The following is a 15,649-nucleotide window of genomic DNA, read 5'->3' on the forward strand; positions in this document are numbered from 1 at the left end:
TTGCGCGGGCTGCGGCCCGTGCGGCAGCCACTGACGACGCTACTCCCGGAGATCCGGGCATTTCGGATGGCGGTTGAGAAGGGTGCGCGTATTGACGCAACCCTGATGCCTCGCACCGCGTGTCCCGCTCCCCGTTCCGTGCCTGGACGGCACTGGGTGGTGTCCGGCCTCGATCCGCCGGACACCGCGGAAGCCGCGTGTCCCGCCCGGCCCGGGGAGGTGGGCCGGGCGGGACACGGGGCGGCTCCGGGGCTCCGCCGGGCCCCGGAGCACGTGCCGGCGATGTCAGCCGGCGTTGACGAGTTCCTTCAGCGCGATGTTGAGCTGGAGGACGTTGACGCGGGGCTCCCCGATGAAGCCGAGGGTGCGTCCGCTGGTGTGGTCGTCGACGAGCTTCGTCACCTGGTCGACGCCGAGGTGGTTGCGCTCGGCGACGCGGCGGATCTGGAGCTGTGCGTACGCGGGCGAGATGTCCGGGTCGAGGCCGGAGCCGGAGGAGGTGACGGCGTCGGCCGGCACGTCGTCGGGGCTGACCGGGTGGCCGGGGACGGAGTTGTCCTTGACGACCGCGGCCTTGGCGGCGGTGACCCAGTCGATCAGGTCCTGGTTGTCGCCGGAGCGGTTGGTCGCCCCGGAGAGGATGATCTTGTACTGGGTGTTGACGCTGTTGCTGCCGAGGCCGTTGGACGGGCGGGGCTGGAACCACGTGAGGTCCGGGTCCGCCGTCTCCTGGCCGTCCTTGAGGGGCAGGTCGTAGCGCTGGCCGATCAGCTCGGAGCCGACCACCTTGCCGTCGCTGCTGACCTCGGAGCCGTTGGCCTTGTGGGAGAAGAGCGCCTGGGCGACACCGGTGACCGCGAGCGGGTAGATGACGCCGCAGACCAGGGTGAGGACGAGCAGCGCCCTCAGACCGGCCAGCAGCAGCCGGGTCGTGTTTCCTACGGAGGTGTTCATGCCGATCAGCCGATTCCGGGGATGAGGGAGATGATCAGGTCGATGATCTTGATGCCGATGAACGGGGCGATCAGGCCGCCGAGGCCGTACACCCCGAGGTTGCGGCGGAGCATGCTGTCCGCGCCGGCCGGCCGGTAGCGGACGCCCTTGAGGGCGAGCGGCACCAGCGCGACGATGATCAGCGCGTTGAAGACGACGGCGGAGAGGATCGCGGACTGCGGGGAGTCGAGCCGCATGATGTTGAGCTTGTCCAGCCCCGGGTAGACCACCGCGAACATGGCCGGGATGATCGCGAAGTACTTCGCGACGTCGTTGGCGATGGAGAACGTGGTGAGCGCGCCCCGGGTGATCAGGAGCTGCTTGCCGATCGCGACGATCTCGATCAGTTTGGTGGGGTTGGAGTCCAGGTCCACCATGTTCCCGGCCTCCTTGGCGGCCGAGGTGCCCGTGTTCATCGCCACGCCGACGTCGGCCTGGGCGAGGGCGGGGGCGTCGTTCGTCCCGTCGCCGGTCATCGCGACGAGCTTGCCGCCCGCCTGCTCCCGCTTGATGAGGGCCATCTTGTCCTCGGGCGTCGCCTCGGCGAGGAAGTCGTCGACCCCCGCCTCCTCGGCGATCGCCTTCGCGGTCAGCGGGTTGTCCCCGGTGATCATCACCGTACGGATGCCCATCCGGCGCAGTTCGTCGAACCGCTCCCGCATGCCCTCCTTCACGACGTCCTTCAGGTGCACCACACCCAGCACCCGGGCGCCGTCGGCGTCGTCGACCGCCACCAGGAGCGGGGTGCCGCCGGCCTGCGAGATCCGGTCGGTCAGCGTCTGGGCGTCGTCCGCGACGGTGCCGCCCCGCTCCTTGACCCAGGTCACCACGGAGCCGGTGGCGCCCTTGCGGACGCAGCGGCCGTCCACGTCCACGCCCGACATGCGGGTCTGGGCGGTGAACTCGACCCAGACGGCGTGCGAGAGCTCACCGCGGTGGCGCTCGCGCAGCGCGTACCGGTCCTTGGCGAGGACCACGATCGAGCGGCCCTCGGGGGTCTCATCGGCGAGCGAGGAGAGCTGCGCGGCGTCGGCGAGCTCCGCCTCGGTCACCCCGGTGACCGGGAGGAACTCGGCGGCCTGGCGGTTGCCGAGGGTGATGGTGCCGGTCTTGTCGAGCAGCAGCGTCGACACGTCGCCCGCGGCTTCGACGGCCCGGCCGGACATGGCCAGGACGTTGCGCTGCACCAGCCGGTCCATCCCGGCGATGCCGATCGCGGAGAGCAGCGCACCGATCGTGGTCGGGATCAGACAGACCAGCAGCGCGGCCAGCACGATCATCGACTGCTTGCTGCCCGCGTAGACCGCGAACGGCTGCAGGGTCACCACGGCGAGCAGGAAGACGATCGTCAGCGACGCCAGCAGGATGTTCAGCGCGATCTCGTTCGGCGTCTTCTGCCGCGCCGCGCCCTCGACCAGATTGATCATCCGGTCGATGAAGGTCTCGCCCGGCTTCGTCGTGATCTTGATGACGATGCGGTCGGAGAGGACCTTCGTACCGCCGGTGACGGCACTGCGGTCACCGCCGGACTCACGGATCACCGGCGCCGACTCGCCCGTGATCGCGGACTCGTCCACGGAGGCGACGCCTTCGACGACGTCACCGTCGCCGGGGATGACGTCACCGGCCTCGCAGACGACCAGGTCGCCGATGCGCAGTTCGGTGCCGGGGACGCGCTCCTCGCGCGGCCCGTCCAGCCGGCGGGCGACCGTGTCGGTCTTGGCCTTGCGCAGGGTGTCGGCCTGCGCCTTGCCGCGGCCCTCGGCCACCGCCTCGGCGAGGTTGGCGAAGATCGTCGTCAGCCAGAGCCAGGCCGTGATGGCCCAGCCGAACCAGTCGGTGGGGTCCGTGGCCGCGAGGACGGTGGTGAAGACCGACCCGATCAGCACGACGAACATGACCGGGGACTTGACCATCACCCGGGGGTCGAGCTTCCGGACCGCCTCGGGGAAGGAGGTGAGCAGCTGCTTCGGGTCGAAGAATCCTCCGCCGACGCGGGCCGCGGGCTTCTGGTCCGCCGGTTCGTCCGGGTGCGGTGCGGGTGCCGTGGTCAGGGTGGACATCGTGTCCTCTTGCGGGGTTCGTGTGGTCATGACGCCAGCCCCTCGGCGAGCGGGCCCAGGGCCAGGGCCGGGAAGTAGGTCAGGCCGGTGACGATCATGATGGCGCCGACCAGCAGGCCGCTGAAGAGCGGCTTGTGGGTGCTGAGGGTGCCGGTGGTCTCCGGTACGGGCTTCTGCTCGGCCAGCGAGCCGGCCAGGGCCAGCACGAAGACCATCGGTATGAACCGGCCGAGGAGCATCGCGAGACCGATGGTGGTGTTGAACCACTGGGTGTCGGCGTTCAGGCCCGCGAAGGCGGAGCCGTTGTTGTTCGCGCCGGAGGTGTAGGCGTAGAGGATCTCGGAGAAGCCGTGGGCGCCCGTGTTCGTCATGGAGTTCGGCGGGGTGGGCAGGGCCATCGCCACGGCGGTGAAGCCGAGCACCAGGGCGGGGACGATCAGGATGTAGCAGGCGGCGAGCTTGATCTCGCGGGTGCCGATCTTCTTGCCCAGGTACTCCGGCGTGCGGCCGACCATCAGACCGGCGATGAACACCGCGATGATCGCCATGATCAGCATGCCGTAGAGGCCGGAGCCGACCCCGCCGGGGGCGATCTCGCCGAGCTGCATGCCCAGCAGGGTGATGCCGCCGCCGAAGCCGGTGAACGAGGAGTGGAACGAGTCGACCGCGCCGGTGGAGGTGAGCGTGGTGGCGACCGCGAAGATCGAGGAGCCGCCGATGCCGAACCGGTTCTCCTTGCCCTCCATCGCGCCGCCCGCGAGGTCGAACGCGGGGCCGTGGTGGGCGAACTCCGTCCACATCATCAGGGCGGTGAAGCCGACCCAGATGACGCCCATCGTCGCGAGGATCGCGTAGCCCTGCTTGAGCGAGCCGACCATCCGCCCGAAGGTGCGGGTGATCGCGAAGGGGATGACGAGGATCAGGAAGACCTCGAAGAGGTTGGTGAAGCCGTTGGGGTTCTCGAAGGGGTGGGACGAGTTGGCGTTGAAGTAACCGCCGCCGTTCGTGCCCAGCTCCTTGATGACCTCCTGCGAGGCGATCGCGCCGCCGTTCCACTGCTGCGAGCCGCCCATGAACTGGCCGACGTCGTGGATGCCGGAGAAGTTCTGGAGGGCGCCGCACGCGACCAGCACCAGCGCGCCGATCACCGCGATCGGCAGCAGGATGCGGACGGTGCCGCGGACCAGGTCGGCCCAGAAGTTGCCGAGTTCACCGGTGCGGGACCGGGCGAAGCCGCGGACGAGCGCGACGGCGACGGCCATGCCGACGGCGGCGGAGACGAAGTTCTGCACCGCGAGGCCGCCGGTCTGCACGACGTGGCCCATGGCCTGCTCGCCGTAGTACGACTGCCAGTTGGTGTTGGCGACGAAGGACGCCGCCGTGTTGAACGCCTGGTCCGGGTCGATCGAGACGAATCCGAGGGAACCGGGCAGGCTGCCCTGGAGCCGCTGGAGCAGGTAGAGGAAGAGCAGGCTCACCGCGGAGAAGGCGAGGACGCCGCGCAGATAGGCGGGCCAGCGCATCTCCGTGTTCGGGTTGGCGCCGATGGCCCGGTACATCCACTTCTCGACGCGCAGGTGCTTGTCGGAGGAGTAGACGCGTGCCATGTGGTCGCCGAGGGGGCGGTAGGCGAGGCCCAGTGCGACGATCATCGCGAGCAGCTGGAGCACACCGGCAAGGACGGGACTCATGTCGGGCTAGAACCTCTCCGGGTACAGAAGGGCGAGGACGAGGTAGCCCAGCAGGGCGACGGCCACGACGAGGCCGACGATGTTCTCGGCAGTCACAGCTTCGCCACCCCCCTGGCGATGAGGGCCACCAGCGCGAAGACCGCGATCGTGGTGACGACGAAGGCCACGTCGGCCATCGTGTGCTCCTAGATGAGGTTCGGTTTCTCGGACGTGACGAGCAAACCTCCGGCCAGAGCTTTTGACGCCCCCGTTGATGCCTTCCATACGAGGACGGGCGCTCCCTTGACGGCGCCCTTACGTGGCCGATACGCGCCCCTGACGACCGGCCCGGCGCGGCACGTGGTGGCACGCGAAACCACCCGCGCGACCGCGGGCGTGCACGCATGGGAAAAGCCGGTGGGCCGCACCCCCGGTGCAAAGGGGGTGCGGCCCACCGGCCTGAAAAAACCGTCCGCCCGTACGGACCGCGCGAGCGGATCCAGCGGATCTAGCGGATCTCGCTGATCTCCGGTCCGCGCTGGAGCTGGCCCATGCCGCCGGAGAACTTGGAGCTCTCCTGCTCCTCCTGCTGGACTCCCTCGGGCACCATCTGGGCGTCGTTGGGGAGCTTGAGGACGATCGGGTCGCGGGGGGCCATCGGGCCCTCGCCGCGGACGACCACGGTGTCCCGGAAGATCTGCTCCAGGAGGCCCGCGGCCTGCGGCTGCACGGCACCCTGGCCCGAGATCACGCCGCGCAGGAACCACCGGGGCCCGTCGACGCCGACGAAGCGCACCAGCTGGACGCCGTTCTTGCCGTCGGGAAGCTGTACGGGTACCTGGGCGCGCAGCTCCCACCCGAGCGGGCCCTCGACCTCGTCGATGATCCCGCCCTGCTTGGTGATGCCCGAGGCGATCTCCTCGCGGACCTCGCCCCAGATGCCCTCCTTCTTGGGGGCGGCGAAGGCCTGCAGCTGGACCGCGCTGTCGCGCAGCACCACGGTGGCGGCGACGATCGCGTCGCCGGCCACCTCCACCCGGAGTTCCATGCCCTCGACTCCGGGCACGAAGATCCCGCCCAGGTCGACCCGGCCCTCGCCGGGCCTGGAGACCTCGGAGACGTCCCAGGGTCCGTCCGGCCGCGGGGCCGGCGGAAGGTTCGTCCGACGGGCGCTCACCGCGTCGTCGGCACCATCGAGCTCGTCGGCGACCTGCTCGGTCTCGCGCGCTTCGTCCACCGCGTCCTCGGCGGAACCACTCTTCTTGCGACGTCCGAACACGTCACTGTCCTTCCCGGTCGGATACGACCGAAGCGTAGTTGTTCCCACCCGGGGTGATACCGCCCCCGACACCGTCCACCGCGGCATGACCGCCGGTGGACCCGAATCCCCCTTCGGCCCGTGCCGAGCCGGGAAGTTCCGCGACCTCGTGGAAGCGCACCTTCTCGACCTGCTGGACGATCAACTGGGCAATCCGGTCGAAACGCTCGAACCGCACGGGCTCGCGCGGGTCGAGGTTGACGACGATCACCTTGATCTCCCCACGGTACCCGGCATCCACCGTCCCCGGGGCATTCACGAGGGCTACTCCGCAGCGGGCCGCGAGGCCCGAGCGGGGGTGCACGAAGGCCGCGTAGCCGTCCGGCAGGGCGATCGACACGCCGGTGGGCAGCACCGCACGCTCCCCCGGGGCGAGTTCCGCCGCCTCGGTGGTCACCAGGTCCGCACCGGCGTCGCCGGGGTGTCCGTACGCGGGAACCGGAACCTCCGGATCCAGGCGCCGGAGAAGGACGTCGACGGGAGGGCGGGTCACGGGTTCACCTCGAAGGCTCGGGCACGCTTGATCTGGTCGGGGTCGGCCATCGCCGCGCGGATCTCGTCGGGGCGGCCGTTGTCGATGAAGTGGTCGACCTTCACCTCGACGAAGAGAGCGTCGGCCCGCACCGCGACGGGGCCCTCGGGGCCGCCGATCCGGCCGGTGGCGGTCGAGTAGATCTTCCTGCCGTGCACGGCGACGACCCGCGCGTCCAGGTGCAGCACGGTCCCCACCGGCACGGGCGCGGAGAAGTCGGTCTCCAGCCGGCCGGTGACCGCGATGACCCGCAGCAGCCAGCTCAGCGAGCCGAGCGTCTCGTCCAGCGCCGTCGCGAGCACCCCGCCGTGCGCCAGGCCGGGCGCGCCCTGGTGCTCGGGACGGACCGTGAACTCGGCGGTCACGCTCACGCCCTCGCCGGCCCGGGCCGCGAGGTGCAGGCCGTGGGGCTGCTCGCCGCCGCAGCCGAAACAGTGTTCGTAGTGCGAGCCGAGAAGCTGCCCGGGCGCGGGCGCCTCGGGGTGCCGGACGGGTGCCACCGCGTCGGCCGGGGGTGTCAGAGCTGCAGATGTTCCACTCACACGCGCAGACCTTACCCGCGAGCCCGACCGCGGGTCTCGCCGTGCCAAGCTTGTTCCCATGCAGCCTTCCGTACCGCCCTTCGACGAACGCCTCACCGCACCCCGCACCTGGTGGCTCATCGCCCTCGGGGTGGGGGTGGCCTGCGCGCTGATGCTCCTGCCGCTCGGCGGCCTGTTCCTGCTCGCGGGGCTGGTCGGCGGCACGGCCGCGACGGCGGTCGTGGTCAGCTCGTACGGCTCCGTCCGCATCCGGGTGGTCGCGGACTCCCTGGTCGCCGGGGAGGCGCGGATTCCGCTCTCGGCGCTCGGGGACGCCGAGGCGCTGGACGCGGAGGAGGCACGCGCCTGGCGCACGTACAAGGCGGACGCCCGCGCCTTCATGCTGTTGCGTGGCTACATCCCCACGGCGGTGAAGGTGAAGGTGACCGACCCCGCGGACCCCACGCCCTATCTCTACCTCTCGACCCGTGAGCCGGAGGCCCTGATCGCGGCGCTCTCCACGTCGCCGGTCGCGGCGCGGGACTGAGAGCGAGCGGCCTCGCGGCCCGGGACCGGCCCCGCGGGTCCGGTCCGGCCGTGCCGTACGGGGAGAGGGCGGCTCGCGCGGCCCTCAGCGCCCCTCCGCCTCCGGAGGGATGACAGTGGGGTCGGCGGGCTGCTCCAGCGCGGGAAGCCCGGCGAGCCGGTCCCAGGGGACCTGGTGTTTCCGCAGGTCCTTCCTGATGTGCCCGGCCAGTTTCCTGGTGTCGCGGCGGTTCAGCGCCGCGCCCACGGCCGCGCCGATCATCAGGGGGATGAGATTGGGCAGGTCGCGCGCCATGCGCTTCATGATCTGCTGGCGCAGCTCGCGTCTCATCTGGCCGCCCAGGGCCGCGTTGAGCGTGACGGGGCGGGTGACGTCGATGTCGCGCTCCTCCGTCCAGGACGTGAGGTAGGCGGTGCTGCGCTGGGCGAGGTTGCCCGGGGGTCGCCTGCCGTAGACCTCGTGGAGTTCGGCGACGAGCTTCAGCTCGATCGCGGCGACCCCGGTGATCTCCGCCGCCAGCTCGGCGAGCATGGCGGGGGGTACGGGCAGCATGGCCGCGGCCCCGATGCCGGCGCCCACGGCCGCGGTGGCCTTGCTCGCGCCCGCGATCAGGCGGTCCGCGATCTCCTCGGGACCGAGTCCCGGGAAGTGGCGGCGGAGCGTGGCGAGGTCGCGCACGGGGACACGGGGCGCCGTGTCGATGATCCGGTCGGCCAGATGTCCGGCGACCGCCCTCGCGCTCTCCCCGCCCTTGTGCACTCCCCGTTTCAAAGCGTTCAGCGGCCCGGTCGGGGCCGCTGCGGGTGCCGGGGTCCCGTGGTCTCCGGTCTCCCCGGCCTGTCCGGCCCCGTCCGGCAGGCCGGCCGCCGGGGCCACTTCGAGCGAGGCCGGATGGCCCCGCTCGTCGTCGGCCGTGCCGGAGGGGTCGTGCGGGGCCTTGTGACGCCCGTCAGGGGCACTCAAGCCTTCTGCCGGGCCCGTACCGCCCTCATTCGCCTCCGGCCCTCCACTGCGCGGTGAGCGCCGCTTCCGGAACGGTCTGTCGCCTGTCACGGCGGGCCTGCCTCAGTCGCAGTCGCGGCAGATCGGCTGGCCGTTCTTCTCGCGAGCCAGCTGGCTGCGGTGGTGCACGAGGAAACAGCTCATGCAGGTGAACTCGTCGGCCTGCTTGGGCAGGACGCGAACGGCGAGTTCCTCGTTGGACAGGTCCGCGCCGGGCAGCTCAAGGCCCTCCGCGGCGTCGAACTCGTCGACGTCGACGGCGGACGCGGTCTTGTCGCTCCGCCGAGCCTTCAGCTCTTCCAGGCTGTCCTGATCGACGTCGTCGTCGGTCTTGCGTGGGGTGTCGTAATCCGTTGCCATGTCGCTCTCCCCCTCTTGGGTGTCTGCGGGTGTCTCAGCGCACGTAACGCGTGAGAGGCCGGACTTGTGCCCGACCTGAGGCGGAGATTTTGCCTCACATCAAGGTCTGTTACTCAATCGACACCCGAACCGGCCGCTGTCGAGCGGTCGGCTTGGGTGGCGAAGGGGACCGTACACGGTCCGGATGCCGGGGTTCACGGGTGCCACCCCGTGTACTTCCCGTGATACCACCCCCCGAAAACCCGGGCGTTTCCCGGCTTTACGCCCGGAGGGGGCTCACGGAGAGTAGATGCGTCCCCTGAGGCCCCTGTGATCGATCACACAGGGACAAACCGGTGACGCATCACGAAAATTCCGCTCAAAGCGAAAGCGATGGACCCTCCCCCTGATCGCTTCGTGGCGCTTTTCAGACGGGCAAGGTGACACGCATCACGAGACCGCCCCCCTCTCGGGGCTCCGCGATGATACGGCCTCCGTGGGCCCGCGCCACGGATCTGGCGATCGACAGGCCGAGACCGACCCCCTTGTCGCTCCCCGTCCGCTCCGTGCGGAGCCTCCGGAACGGCTCGAAGAGGTTGTCGATCTCGTACGCGGGCACCACGGGCCCCGTGTTCGAGACCACCAGCAGCGCCTGCCCGGGTCCGAAGTGGGTGGTGACCTCCACCCAGCCGTCCTCCGGGACGTTGTAGCGCACGGCGTTCTGGACGAGGTTCAGGGCGATCCGCTCCAGCAGGACGCCGTTGCCCTGGACGACGGCGGGCGCGCGCTCGCCACGGATCTCCACGCCCTTCTGGGCCGCCTCCGCGCGCGCCTGGTCGAGGGCGCGCTCGGCGACCTCCGCCAGATCGACCGGTTTCCGCTCGACGATCTGGTTCTCGCTCCTGGCGAGCAGCAGCAGCCCCTCCACCAGCTGCTCGCTGCGCTCGTTGGTGGCGAGCAGCGTCTTGCCGAGCTGCTGGAGCTCGGGCGGCGCGGCCGGGTCGGAGAGATGGACCTCCAGCAGGGTGCGGTTGATCGCCAGCGGGGTCCGCAGCTCGTGCGAGGCGTTGCCGACGAACCGCTGCTGCGCGGTGAACGCGCGCTCCAGGCGGTCCAGCATCTCGTCGAAGGTGTCCGAGAGCTCCTTGAGCTCGTCGTCCGGTCCGTCCAGTTCGATCCGGCGCGACAGATCGGTCCCGGCCACCCGGCGGGCGGTACGGGTGATCTTGCCGAGCGGCGACAGGACGCGGCCCGCCATCGCGTAGCCGAAGGCGAACGCGATGATGCTGAGCCCGACGAGCGCCAGCAGGGCCCGGTTCAGCAGGCTGTCCAGCGCGTGCTGGCGCTGGGCGGCCGTGCAGGCCTTGATGGCGTCGTTGAGCTGGTCGTTGTTCTGCGAGGCGGCCAGCTGCGGGCAGGTCGTACTGGAGATCCGGACGTTGGTGCCGGACACCTGGAAGGCGGGGCCTCCCGCGTCGTGCAGGGCCTGCGCGGCCAGCATGTAGATGATCGCGAGCAGCAGGATGCCCGCGATCAGGAACATCCCGCCGTAGAGGAGCGTCAGCCGTATCCGGATGGTGGGGCGCAGCCAGGGCGAGGTGGGGTCCTGCTGCTTGGGGTCCCAGGTGGGTTTCGGAGGCGCCGTCAGCGGCGCCGAGGACGTGGCCATCGGGTCGCTCAGATCCGGTAACCGGAACCGGGGACGGTCACGATGACCGGAGGCTCACCGAGTTTCCGGCGCAGCGTCATGACGGTCACCCGGACGACGTTGGTGAAGGGGTCGGTGTTCTCGTCCCACGCCTTCTCCAGCAGCTGCTCGGCCGAGACCACCGCGCCCTCGCTGCGCATCAGCACCTCCAGCACGGCGAACTCCTTCGGCGCGAGCTGGATCTCCTGCTCACCCCGGAAGACCTCGCGGCGGTTGGGGTCGAGCTTGATGCCGGCCCGCTCCAGGACGGGCGGCAGCGCCACCGTCGTACGGCGGCCCAGCGCGCGGACCCGCGCGGTCAGCTCGCTGAAGGCGAACGGCTTGGGGAGGTAGTCGTCGGCCCCCAGCTCCAGCCCCTCGACCCGGTCGCTGACGTCCCCGGAGGCGGTGAGCATGAGCACCCGGGTGGGCATGCCCAGCTCGACGATCTTGCGGCAGACGTCGTCCCCGTGGACGAGCGGGAGGTCCCGGTCGAGGACCACGACGTCGTAGTCGTTGACCCCGACCCGCTCCAGGGCCGCCGCTCCGTCGTAGACCACGTCGACGGCCATCGCCTCACGGCGGAGTCCGGTGGCCACCGCGTCGGCGAGCAGCTGCTCGTCCTCGACGACGAGTACGCGCACGGCACTGTCCCTTCTCAGATGTCGTCCCGCGGACGTTCCGCACGTCCGGGAGGGGCCCGGCCGGGCCCCTCCCGGGGCACGTCGGGCCGACTGTTCGCGACCATCCTGCCCGCAACACCCATAAACCGGCGGTAAGGCAGCCCCCGGCGACCTGCGGGTTCGAGGAGAATCGAAGAAGGGGGCATATTCACGGGCGAGTTGAGGTTTCTCCCTCCGCGGGCCCGGGGAGGACGCATTTACACCCGCGATCACGCCACGTACGTGGCTCGCCACTGCCGTCCCTTTTCCCGGAGGGGCCGCGTGACCGACGGCACTCGGGACCAGGCCCGAGAAATCCCGGCACACCCCCGTGCCACCGACCCACGCCGAGGGGGCGCTTCATGGACGCTTTCACCGCAGGTCTGCTCCACCGCATCAGGACGACCGAGTCCGACCTCACCCGGGCCCGCGAGACGGGCGACGACTTCCTCGCGGACGTCGAACAGAGCGAGCTGGACGATCTGCTGCGCCTCGCCGCCGAACACGGCGTCGAGACCGGCGCCACCACCGTCTGACCCGTCCGACCGACGCCGCACAGAGCCGCCGCACCACCGAGCCGCACCACCAGGCCTCAGCACCACCGAGCCGCACCACGGATCACCCGCACCACCCGGATCACCCGCACCGCGTGAGAACGCCCGCCGGACCTCCTCCAGGAGGAAGCGGCGGGCGTTCTCACGTGTCCGGGTCCGGGCGGCGTCAGTCGTGCCAGGCGCCCAGCTCTTCGAGGATCGTCTGAAGAGGCTCGAAGACGCCCGGCGAGGCGGCGACCGTCAGGTCCCCGTCGGCCGGCAGCCCCGGGCGCCCGCCGGTGAGCGCGCCGGCCTCGCGGGCGACGAGGTCACCGGCGGCCAGGTCCCAGGGGTGGAGTCCGCGTTCGTAGTAGCCGTCGAGCCGACCGGCGGCCACGTCGCACAGGTCGATGGCGGCCGAGCCCCCGCGCCGGATGTCCCGCAGCCGGGGGATGAGCCGCTGGGCCACGTCGGCCTGGTGGGTGCGGACGGTCGCCACGTAGTTGAACCCGGTCGACACGAGCGCCTGGTCGAGCGGCGGCGCGGGGCGGCAGCGCAGCGCGGTGCCGTTCACGTACGCGCCGCCGCCGCGTACCGCGTGGAAGGTCTCGCCGCGCATCGGCGCCTCGACCACGCCCACGACCCGCTCCCCGTCGAGTTCGGCGGCGATCGAGACCGCCCAGGTCGGCAGGTTGTAGAGGTAGTTCACCGTGCCGTCCAGCGGGTCGATGACCCAGCGGACGCCGCTGGTGCCCTCGCGGCTCGCGCCCTCCTCACCGAGGAAGCCGTCCTCGGGGCGGTGCTCGGAGAGGTAGCCGGTGATCAGCTTCTCGGCGGCGATGTCCATCTCGGTGACGACGTCGATGGGGCTCGACTTGGTGGCGGCCACCCCCAGGTCGGCGGGGCGGCCGTCGCGCAGCAGGGCGCCCGCGCGGGTGGCGGCGGTCCGCGCGAGGTCGAGGAGTTCGGCGAGCAGGGGGTCGGTCACGGCACTCCCAGGAGTCGGGGTCGGGCATGGGCGTCGGCGGTGGGACGGCGGGTGGGGGCCCGCCCGGCTGCGGGCCGGGGCGCCGCGGTCAGGCGAACGGGCTGTCGGCACCCGCGGCGGCCGGCTTCGGGGTCCTCGCCGGGCAGCAGCCGACCGGGCAGAGGTCGTGCGAGGGGCCGAGGGCGCCGAGCGCGCAGCGGTCCACGCGGTACCCCTGTTCGGTGGCGGCGCGCTCCAGCACGAGGTCGCGGACGGCGGCGGCGAAGCGCGGGTCGGCTCCGACGGTGGCGGACCGGCGGACGGGCAGCCCGAGCTCGGCGGCCTTGGCGGTGGCCTCGGTGTCGAGGTCGTAGAGGACCTCCATGTGGTCGGAGACGAACCCGATGGGGACCATCACGACCGCCGGGACGCCGTCGCCGTGCAGGGTCTCCAGGTGGTCGCAGATGTCGGGTTCCAGCCACGGGATGTGCGGGGCGCCGCTGCGGGACTGGTAGACGAGCTGCCAGGGGTACGCGACGCCGGTCTCCTCGCGCACCGCGTCCACGATCGTCCGGGCGACGTCGAGGTGCTCGGCGACGTAGGCGCCGCCGTCGCCGTGGTCCTCCACCGGTCCGCTGGTGTCGGCCGCCGACACCGGGATGGAATGCGTGGTGAAGGCCAGGTGCGCCCCGGCGCGTTCCTCGTCGCCGAGGCTCGCGAGGGAGGCGAGCACCCCGTCGGTCATGGGGGTCACGAAGCCCGGGTGGTTGAAGTAGTGGCGCAGCTTGTCCACGCGCGGCACCGTCAGGCCCTCCGCCCGCAGGGTCTCCAGCGCGTCGGCGAGGTTCTCGCGGTACTGCCGGCACCCCGAGTAGGAGGCGTAGGCGCTGGTCGCGAGGGTGAGGACGCGGCGGTGCCCGGCCTCGGTCATCTCGCGGAGGGTGTCGGTCAGGTACGGGGCCCAGTTGCGGTTGCCCCAGTACACCGGCAGGTCCAGGCCGTGGGCGGCGAAGTCCTCGCGCAGGGCTTCCAGGAGGTCGCGGTTCTGGCCGTTGATCGGGCTGACGCCGTCGAAGAGGAAGTAGTGCTTTCCGACCTCCTTCAGCCGCTCCTCGGGGATGCCCCGGCCGCGGGTGACGTTCTGGAGGAACGGAACCACGTCGTCCGGGCCTTCGGGGCCGCCGAAGGAGAGCAGCAGCAGGGCGTCGTAGGGGGCGGGGTCGCGCAGATCGGACATGGCTTTGATCCTGCCATCCGCCGACGGGAGCATCGCAACCGACATCCGCCCGGACCGCCGGGGCGGGGTGGGCGGACGTTCTGCCGCGCGGCCGTGAGTATGATCCCCCTCCAACTGGCCGGGAGCACGCCGTTCCCGGCCGTGACGCTCCATGCCCCGGGCCTCGCTCGCACCGTCGGCGGATCACCACGAAGGCCCTCGCCGCACCGGTTTCGGCGGCGGCTCGCGGGCCGGCGCAGACGGGAAGGCGTGGGGAAGATGACCAGCACCGACGCGACGACGACCGCGTGGCGCAACTGGGCGGGGAACGTCACCGCGCGGCCGGTACGGGAGGTCTCGCCCGCCTCCGTGGACGAGCTCGCCGCCGCCGTGCGCCGGGCCGCCGAGGACGGGCTGCGGGTGAAACCGGTCGGCACCGGCCACTCCTTCACGGCGACGGCCGCCACCGACGGGGTGCTCGTCCGCCCCGACCTGCTCACCGGCATCCGCGGGATCGACCGCGAGGCGATGACCGTCACCGTGGAGGCGGGCACTCCGCTCAAGCGGCTCAACGCCGCTCTCGCCCGGGAGGGCCTGTCGCTCACGAACATGGGCGACATCATGGAGCAGACGGTCGCCGGAGCGACCTCCACCGGCACCCACGGCACCGGGCGCGACTCCGCGTCCATCGCCGCGCAGATCCGGGCCCTGGAGCTGGTCACGGCGGACGGCACGGTGCTGCACTGCTCCGAGCGGGAGAACCCCGAGGTCTTCGCGGTCGCACGGATCGGGCTCGGCGCGCTGGGCGTGATCACCGCGATCACCTTCGCCGTGGAACCGGTCTTCCTGCTGACCGCCCGCGAGGAGCCGATGACGTTCGACGCGGTGACCTCGGGCTTCGACGAGCTGGTCGTCGAGAACGAGCACTTCGAGTTCTACTGGTTCCCGCACACCGGGAACTGCAACACCAAGCGCAACAACCGCAGCGCGGGTCCCTCCGCCCCGCCCGGCCGGATCAGCGGCTGGATCGAGGACGAGCTCCTCTCCAACGGGATCTTCCAGGTGGCCTGTTCGGTGGGCCGGGCCTTTCCGGCGGCCATCCCCTCGATCGCCCGGATCTCCAGCCGGGCCCTGTCGGCCCGGACGTACACCGACATCCCCTACAAGGTGTTCACCAGTCCGCGCCGGGTGCGCTTCGTGGAGATGGAGTACGCCCTTCCGCGCGAGGCGGCCGTGGCCGCGCTGCGTGAGGTCAAGGCGATGGTGGACCGGTCGCCGCTGCGGGTCAGCTTCCCGGTGGAGGTCCGCACCGCGCCCGCCGACGACATGGCCCTCTCCACGGCGTCCGGCCGGGAGAGCGCCTACATCGCCGTCCACCTCTACCGGGGCACGCCCCACCAGGCGTACTTCACGGCGGTCGAGCGGATCATGACGGCGCACGGGGGCCGCCCGCACTGGGGCAAGGTCCACACCCGGGACGCCGGTTACCTCGCGGAGGCCTATCCGCGCTTCGGCGAGTTCACGGCGGTACGCGACCGGCTCGACCCGGACCGGCTGTTCGGCAACGACTACCTGCGGCGCGTGCTGGGCGACTGATGG

16 protein-coding genes are annotated in these 15,649 nt (G+C 71.2%); 3 read left to right on the forward strand and 13 right to left on the reverse strand.

Going from position 1 to position 15,649, the window contains the following annotated elements; translation table 11 throughout:
* Positions 1-285: 285 nt before the first annotated feature.
* The 7 genes from ACFWEE_RS12010 to ACFWEE_RS12040 all read right to left on the reverse strand — a co-directional run bounded on the left by ACFWEE_RS12010 (position 286) and on the right by ACFWEE_RS12040 (position 7,118).
* Positions 286-954: a potassium-transporting ATPase subunit C gene (locus tag ACFWEE_RS12010; RefSeq protein ID WP_386888481.1), complete on the reverse strand. Its 669-nt coding sequence runs from the start codon at positions 952-954 to the stop codon at positions 286-288.
* A gap of 5 nt (positions 955-959) precedes the next feature.
* The gene (gene kdpB, locus ACFWEE_RS12015) at positions 960-3,056 is read right to left on the reverse strand and encodes a potassium-transporting ATPase subunit KdpB (protein WP_386888576.1); all 2,097 of its coding nucleotides are present in this window, start codon (positions 3,054-3,056) and stop codon (positions 960-962) included.
* A gap of 26 nt (positions 3,057-3,082) precedes the next feature.
* Positions 3,083-4,747 carry a potassium-transporting ATPase subunit KdpA gene (gene kdpA, locus ACFWEE_RS12020; protein WP_386888482.1) on the reverse strand — a complete coding sequence of 555 codons (1,665 nt, stop codon included), beginning with the start codon at positions 4,745-4,747 and terminating at the stop codon, positions 3,083-3,085.
* A 6-nt stretch (positions 4,748-4,753) separates the two neighbouring features.
* Entirely contained in the window at positions 4,754-4,843 is a 90-nt protein-coding gene (kdpF, locus tag ACFWEE_RS12025) for a K(+)-transporting ATPase subunit F (protein WP_078075662.1), read from the reverse strand.
* Between the two features lie 391 nt (positions 4,844-5,234).
* Complete coding sequence (locus ACFWEE_RS12030) at positions 5,235-6,005, reverse strand: DUF3710 domain-containing protein (RefSeq protein WP_386888483.1); 771 nt, start codon at positions 6,003-6,005, stop codon at positions 5,235-5,237.
* 1 nt (position 6,006) lies between these two features.
* The gene (gene dut / locus ACFWEE_RS12035; RefSeq protein WP_327178410.1) at positions 6,007-6,537 is read right to left on the reverse strand and encodes a dUTP diphosphatase; all 531 of its coding nucleotides are present in this window, start codon (positions 6,535-6,537) and stop codon (positions 6,007-6,009) included.
* Entirely contained in the window at positions 6,534-7,118 is a 585-nt protein-coding gene (locus tag ACFWEE_RS12040) for a PaaI family thioesterase (protein ID WP_386888484.1), read from the reverse strand. The genes dut and ACFWEE_RS12040 overlap by 4 nt, the downstream gene beginning before the upstream one ends.
* A gap of 58 nt (positions 7,119-7,176) precedes the next feature.
* Here ACFWEE_RS12040 and ACFWEE_RS12045 point away from each other — a divergent pair, with 58 nt between their 5' ends.
* A complete protein-coding gene (locus tag ACFWEE_RS12045) occupies positions 7,177-7,644 on the forward strand; it encodes a DUF3093 domain-containing protein (protein WP_386888485.1) in 468 nt (155 codons plus the stop codon).
* An 84-nt stretch (positions 7,645-7,728) separates the two neighbouring features.
* Here the strand turns inward: ACFWEE_RS12045 and ACFWEE_RS12050 are convergent, their stop codons facing one another.
* From ACFWEE_RS12050 to ACFWEE_RS12065, 4 genes are all read right to left on the reverse strand, one after another.
* A complete protein-coding gene (locus ACFWEE_RS12050) occupies positions 7,729-8,697 on the reverse strand; it encodes a hypothetical protein (RefSeq protein WP_386888486.1) in 969 nt (322 codons plus the stop codon).
* Between the two features lie 12 nt (positions 8,698-8,709).
* Positions 8,710-9,006 carry a DUF4193 domain-containing protein gene (locus ACFWEE_RS12055; protein ID WP_003965732.1) on the reverse strand — a complete coding sequence of 99 codons (297 nt, stop codon included), beginning with the start codon at positions 9,004-9,006 and terminating at the stop codon, positions 8,710-8,712.
* 406 nt (positions 9,007-9,412) lie between these two features.
* Positions 9,413-10,654, reverse strand: a complete 1,242-nt coding sequence (locus ACFWEE_RS12060) for a sensor histidine kinase (protein WP_386888487.1) — start codon at positions 10,652-10,654, stop codon at positions 9,413-9,415.
* Positions 10,655-10,662: 8 nt separating this feature from the next.
* Positions 10,663-11,316 (reverse strand): response regulator transcription factor, encoded by a 654-nt coding sequence (locus tag ACFWEE_RS12065; RefSeq protein ID WP_145808652.1) that lies wholly within the window; start codon positions 11,314-11,316, stop codon positions 10,663-10,665.
* A gap of 380 nt (positions 11,317-11,696) precedes the next feature.
* On the opposite strand from ACFWEE_RS12065, the gene ACFWEE_RS12070 reads away from it, so the two are divergent.
* Positions 11,697-11,870, forward strand: a complete 174-nt coding sequence (locus tag ACFWEE_RS12070) for a hypothetical protein (RefSeq protein ID WP_327178405.1) — start codon at positions 11,697-11,699, stop codon at positions 11,868-11,870.
* A 184-nt stretch (positions 11,871-12,054) separates the two neighbouring features.
* On the opposite strand, the gene ACFWEE_RS12075 is transcribed toward ACFWEE_RS12070, so the two are convergent.
* Both ACFWEE_RS12075 and ACFWEE_RS12080 read right to left on the reverse strand, forming a co-directional pair.
* A complete protein-coding gene (locus ACFWEE_RS12075; protein ID WP_386888488.1) occupies positions 12,055-12,855 on the reverse strand; it encodes an inositol monophosphatase family protein in 801 nt (266 codons plus the stop codon).
* A gap of 88 nt (positions 12,856-12,943) precedes the next feature.
* Positions 12,944-14,071 carry a ferrochelatase gene (locus tag ACFWEE_RS12080; protein WP_386888489.1) on the reverse strand — a complete coding sequence of 376 codons (1,128 nt, stop codon included), beginning with the start codon at positions 14,069-14,071 and terminating at the stop codon, positions 12,944-12,946.
* 258 nt (positions 14,072-14,329) lie between these two features.
* Here ACFWEE_RS12080 and ACFWEE_RS12085 point away from each other — a divergent pair, with 258 nt between their 5' ends.
* Entirely contained in the window at positions 14,330-15,646 is a 1,317-nt protein-coding gene (locus ACFWEE_RS12085) for a D-arabinono-1,4-lactone oxidase (RefSeq protein WP_386888490.1), read from the forward strand.
* Positions 15,647-15,649: the final 3 nt, after the last annotated feature.

Source organism: Streptomyces sp. NPDC060184 (assembly GCF_042728795.1).
Lineage (GTDB): Bacteria > Actinomycetota > Actinomycetes > Streptomycetales > Streptomycetaceae > Streptomyces.

What these genes read in the sequence shown, in the direction of transcription:
- ACFWEE_RS12010 (WP_386888481.1), bottom strand. Translation starts at nt 954, where the DNA reads ATGAACACCTCCGTAGGAAACACGACCCGGCTGCTGCTGGCCGGTCTG.
- kdpB (WP_386888576.1), bottom strand. Translation starts at nt 3,056, where the DNA reads ATGTCCACCCTGACCACGGCACCCGCACCGCACCCGGACGAACCGGCG.
- kdpA (WP_386888482.1), bottom strand. Translation starts at nt 4,747, where the DNA reads ATGAGTCCCGTCCTTGCCGGTGTGCTCCAGCTGCTCGCGATGATCGTC.
- ACFWEE_RS12045 (WP_386888485.1), top strand. Translation starts at nt 7,177, where the DNA reads ATGCAGCCTTCCGTACCGCCCTTCGACGAACGCCTCACCGCACCCCGC.
- ACFWEE_RS12055 (WP_003965732.1), bottom strand. Translation starts at nt 9,006, where the DNA reads ATGGCAACGGATTACGACACCCCACGCAAGACCGACGACGACGTCGAT.
- ACFWEE_RS12060 (WP_386888487.1), bottom strand. Translation starts at nt 10,654, where the DNA reads ATGGCCACGTCCTCGGCGCCGCTGACGGCGCCTCCGAAACCCACCTGG.
- ACFWEE_RS12070 (WP_327178405.1), top strand. Translation starts at nt 11,697, where the DNA reads ATGGACGCTTTCACCGCAGGTCTGCTCCACCGCATCAGGACGACCGAG.
- ACFWEE_RS12080 (WP_386888489.1), bottom strand. Translation starts at nt 14,071, where the DNA reads ATGTCCGATCTGCGCGACCCCGCCCCCTACGACGCCCTGCTGCTGCTC.
- ACFWEE_RS12085 (WP_386888490.1), top strand. Translation starts at nt 14,330, where the DNA reads ATGACCAGCACCGACGCGACGACGACCGCGTGGCGCAACTGGGCGGGG.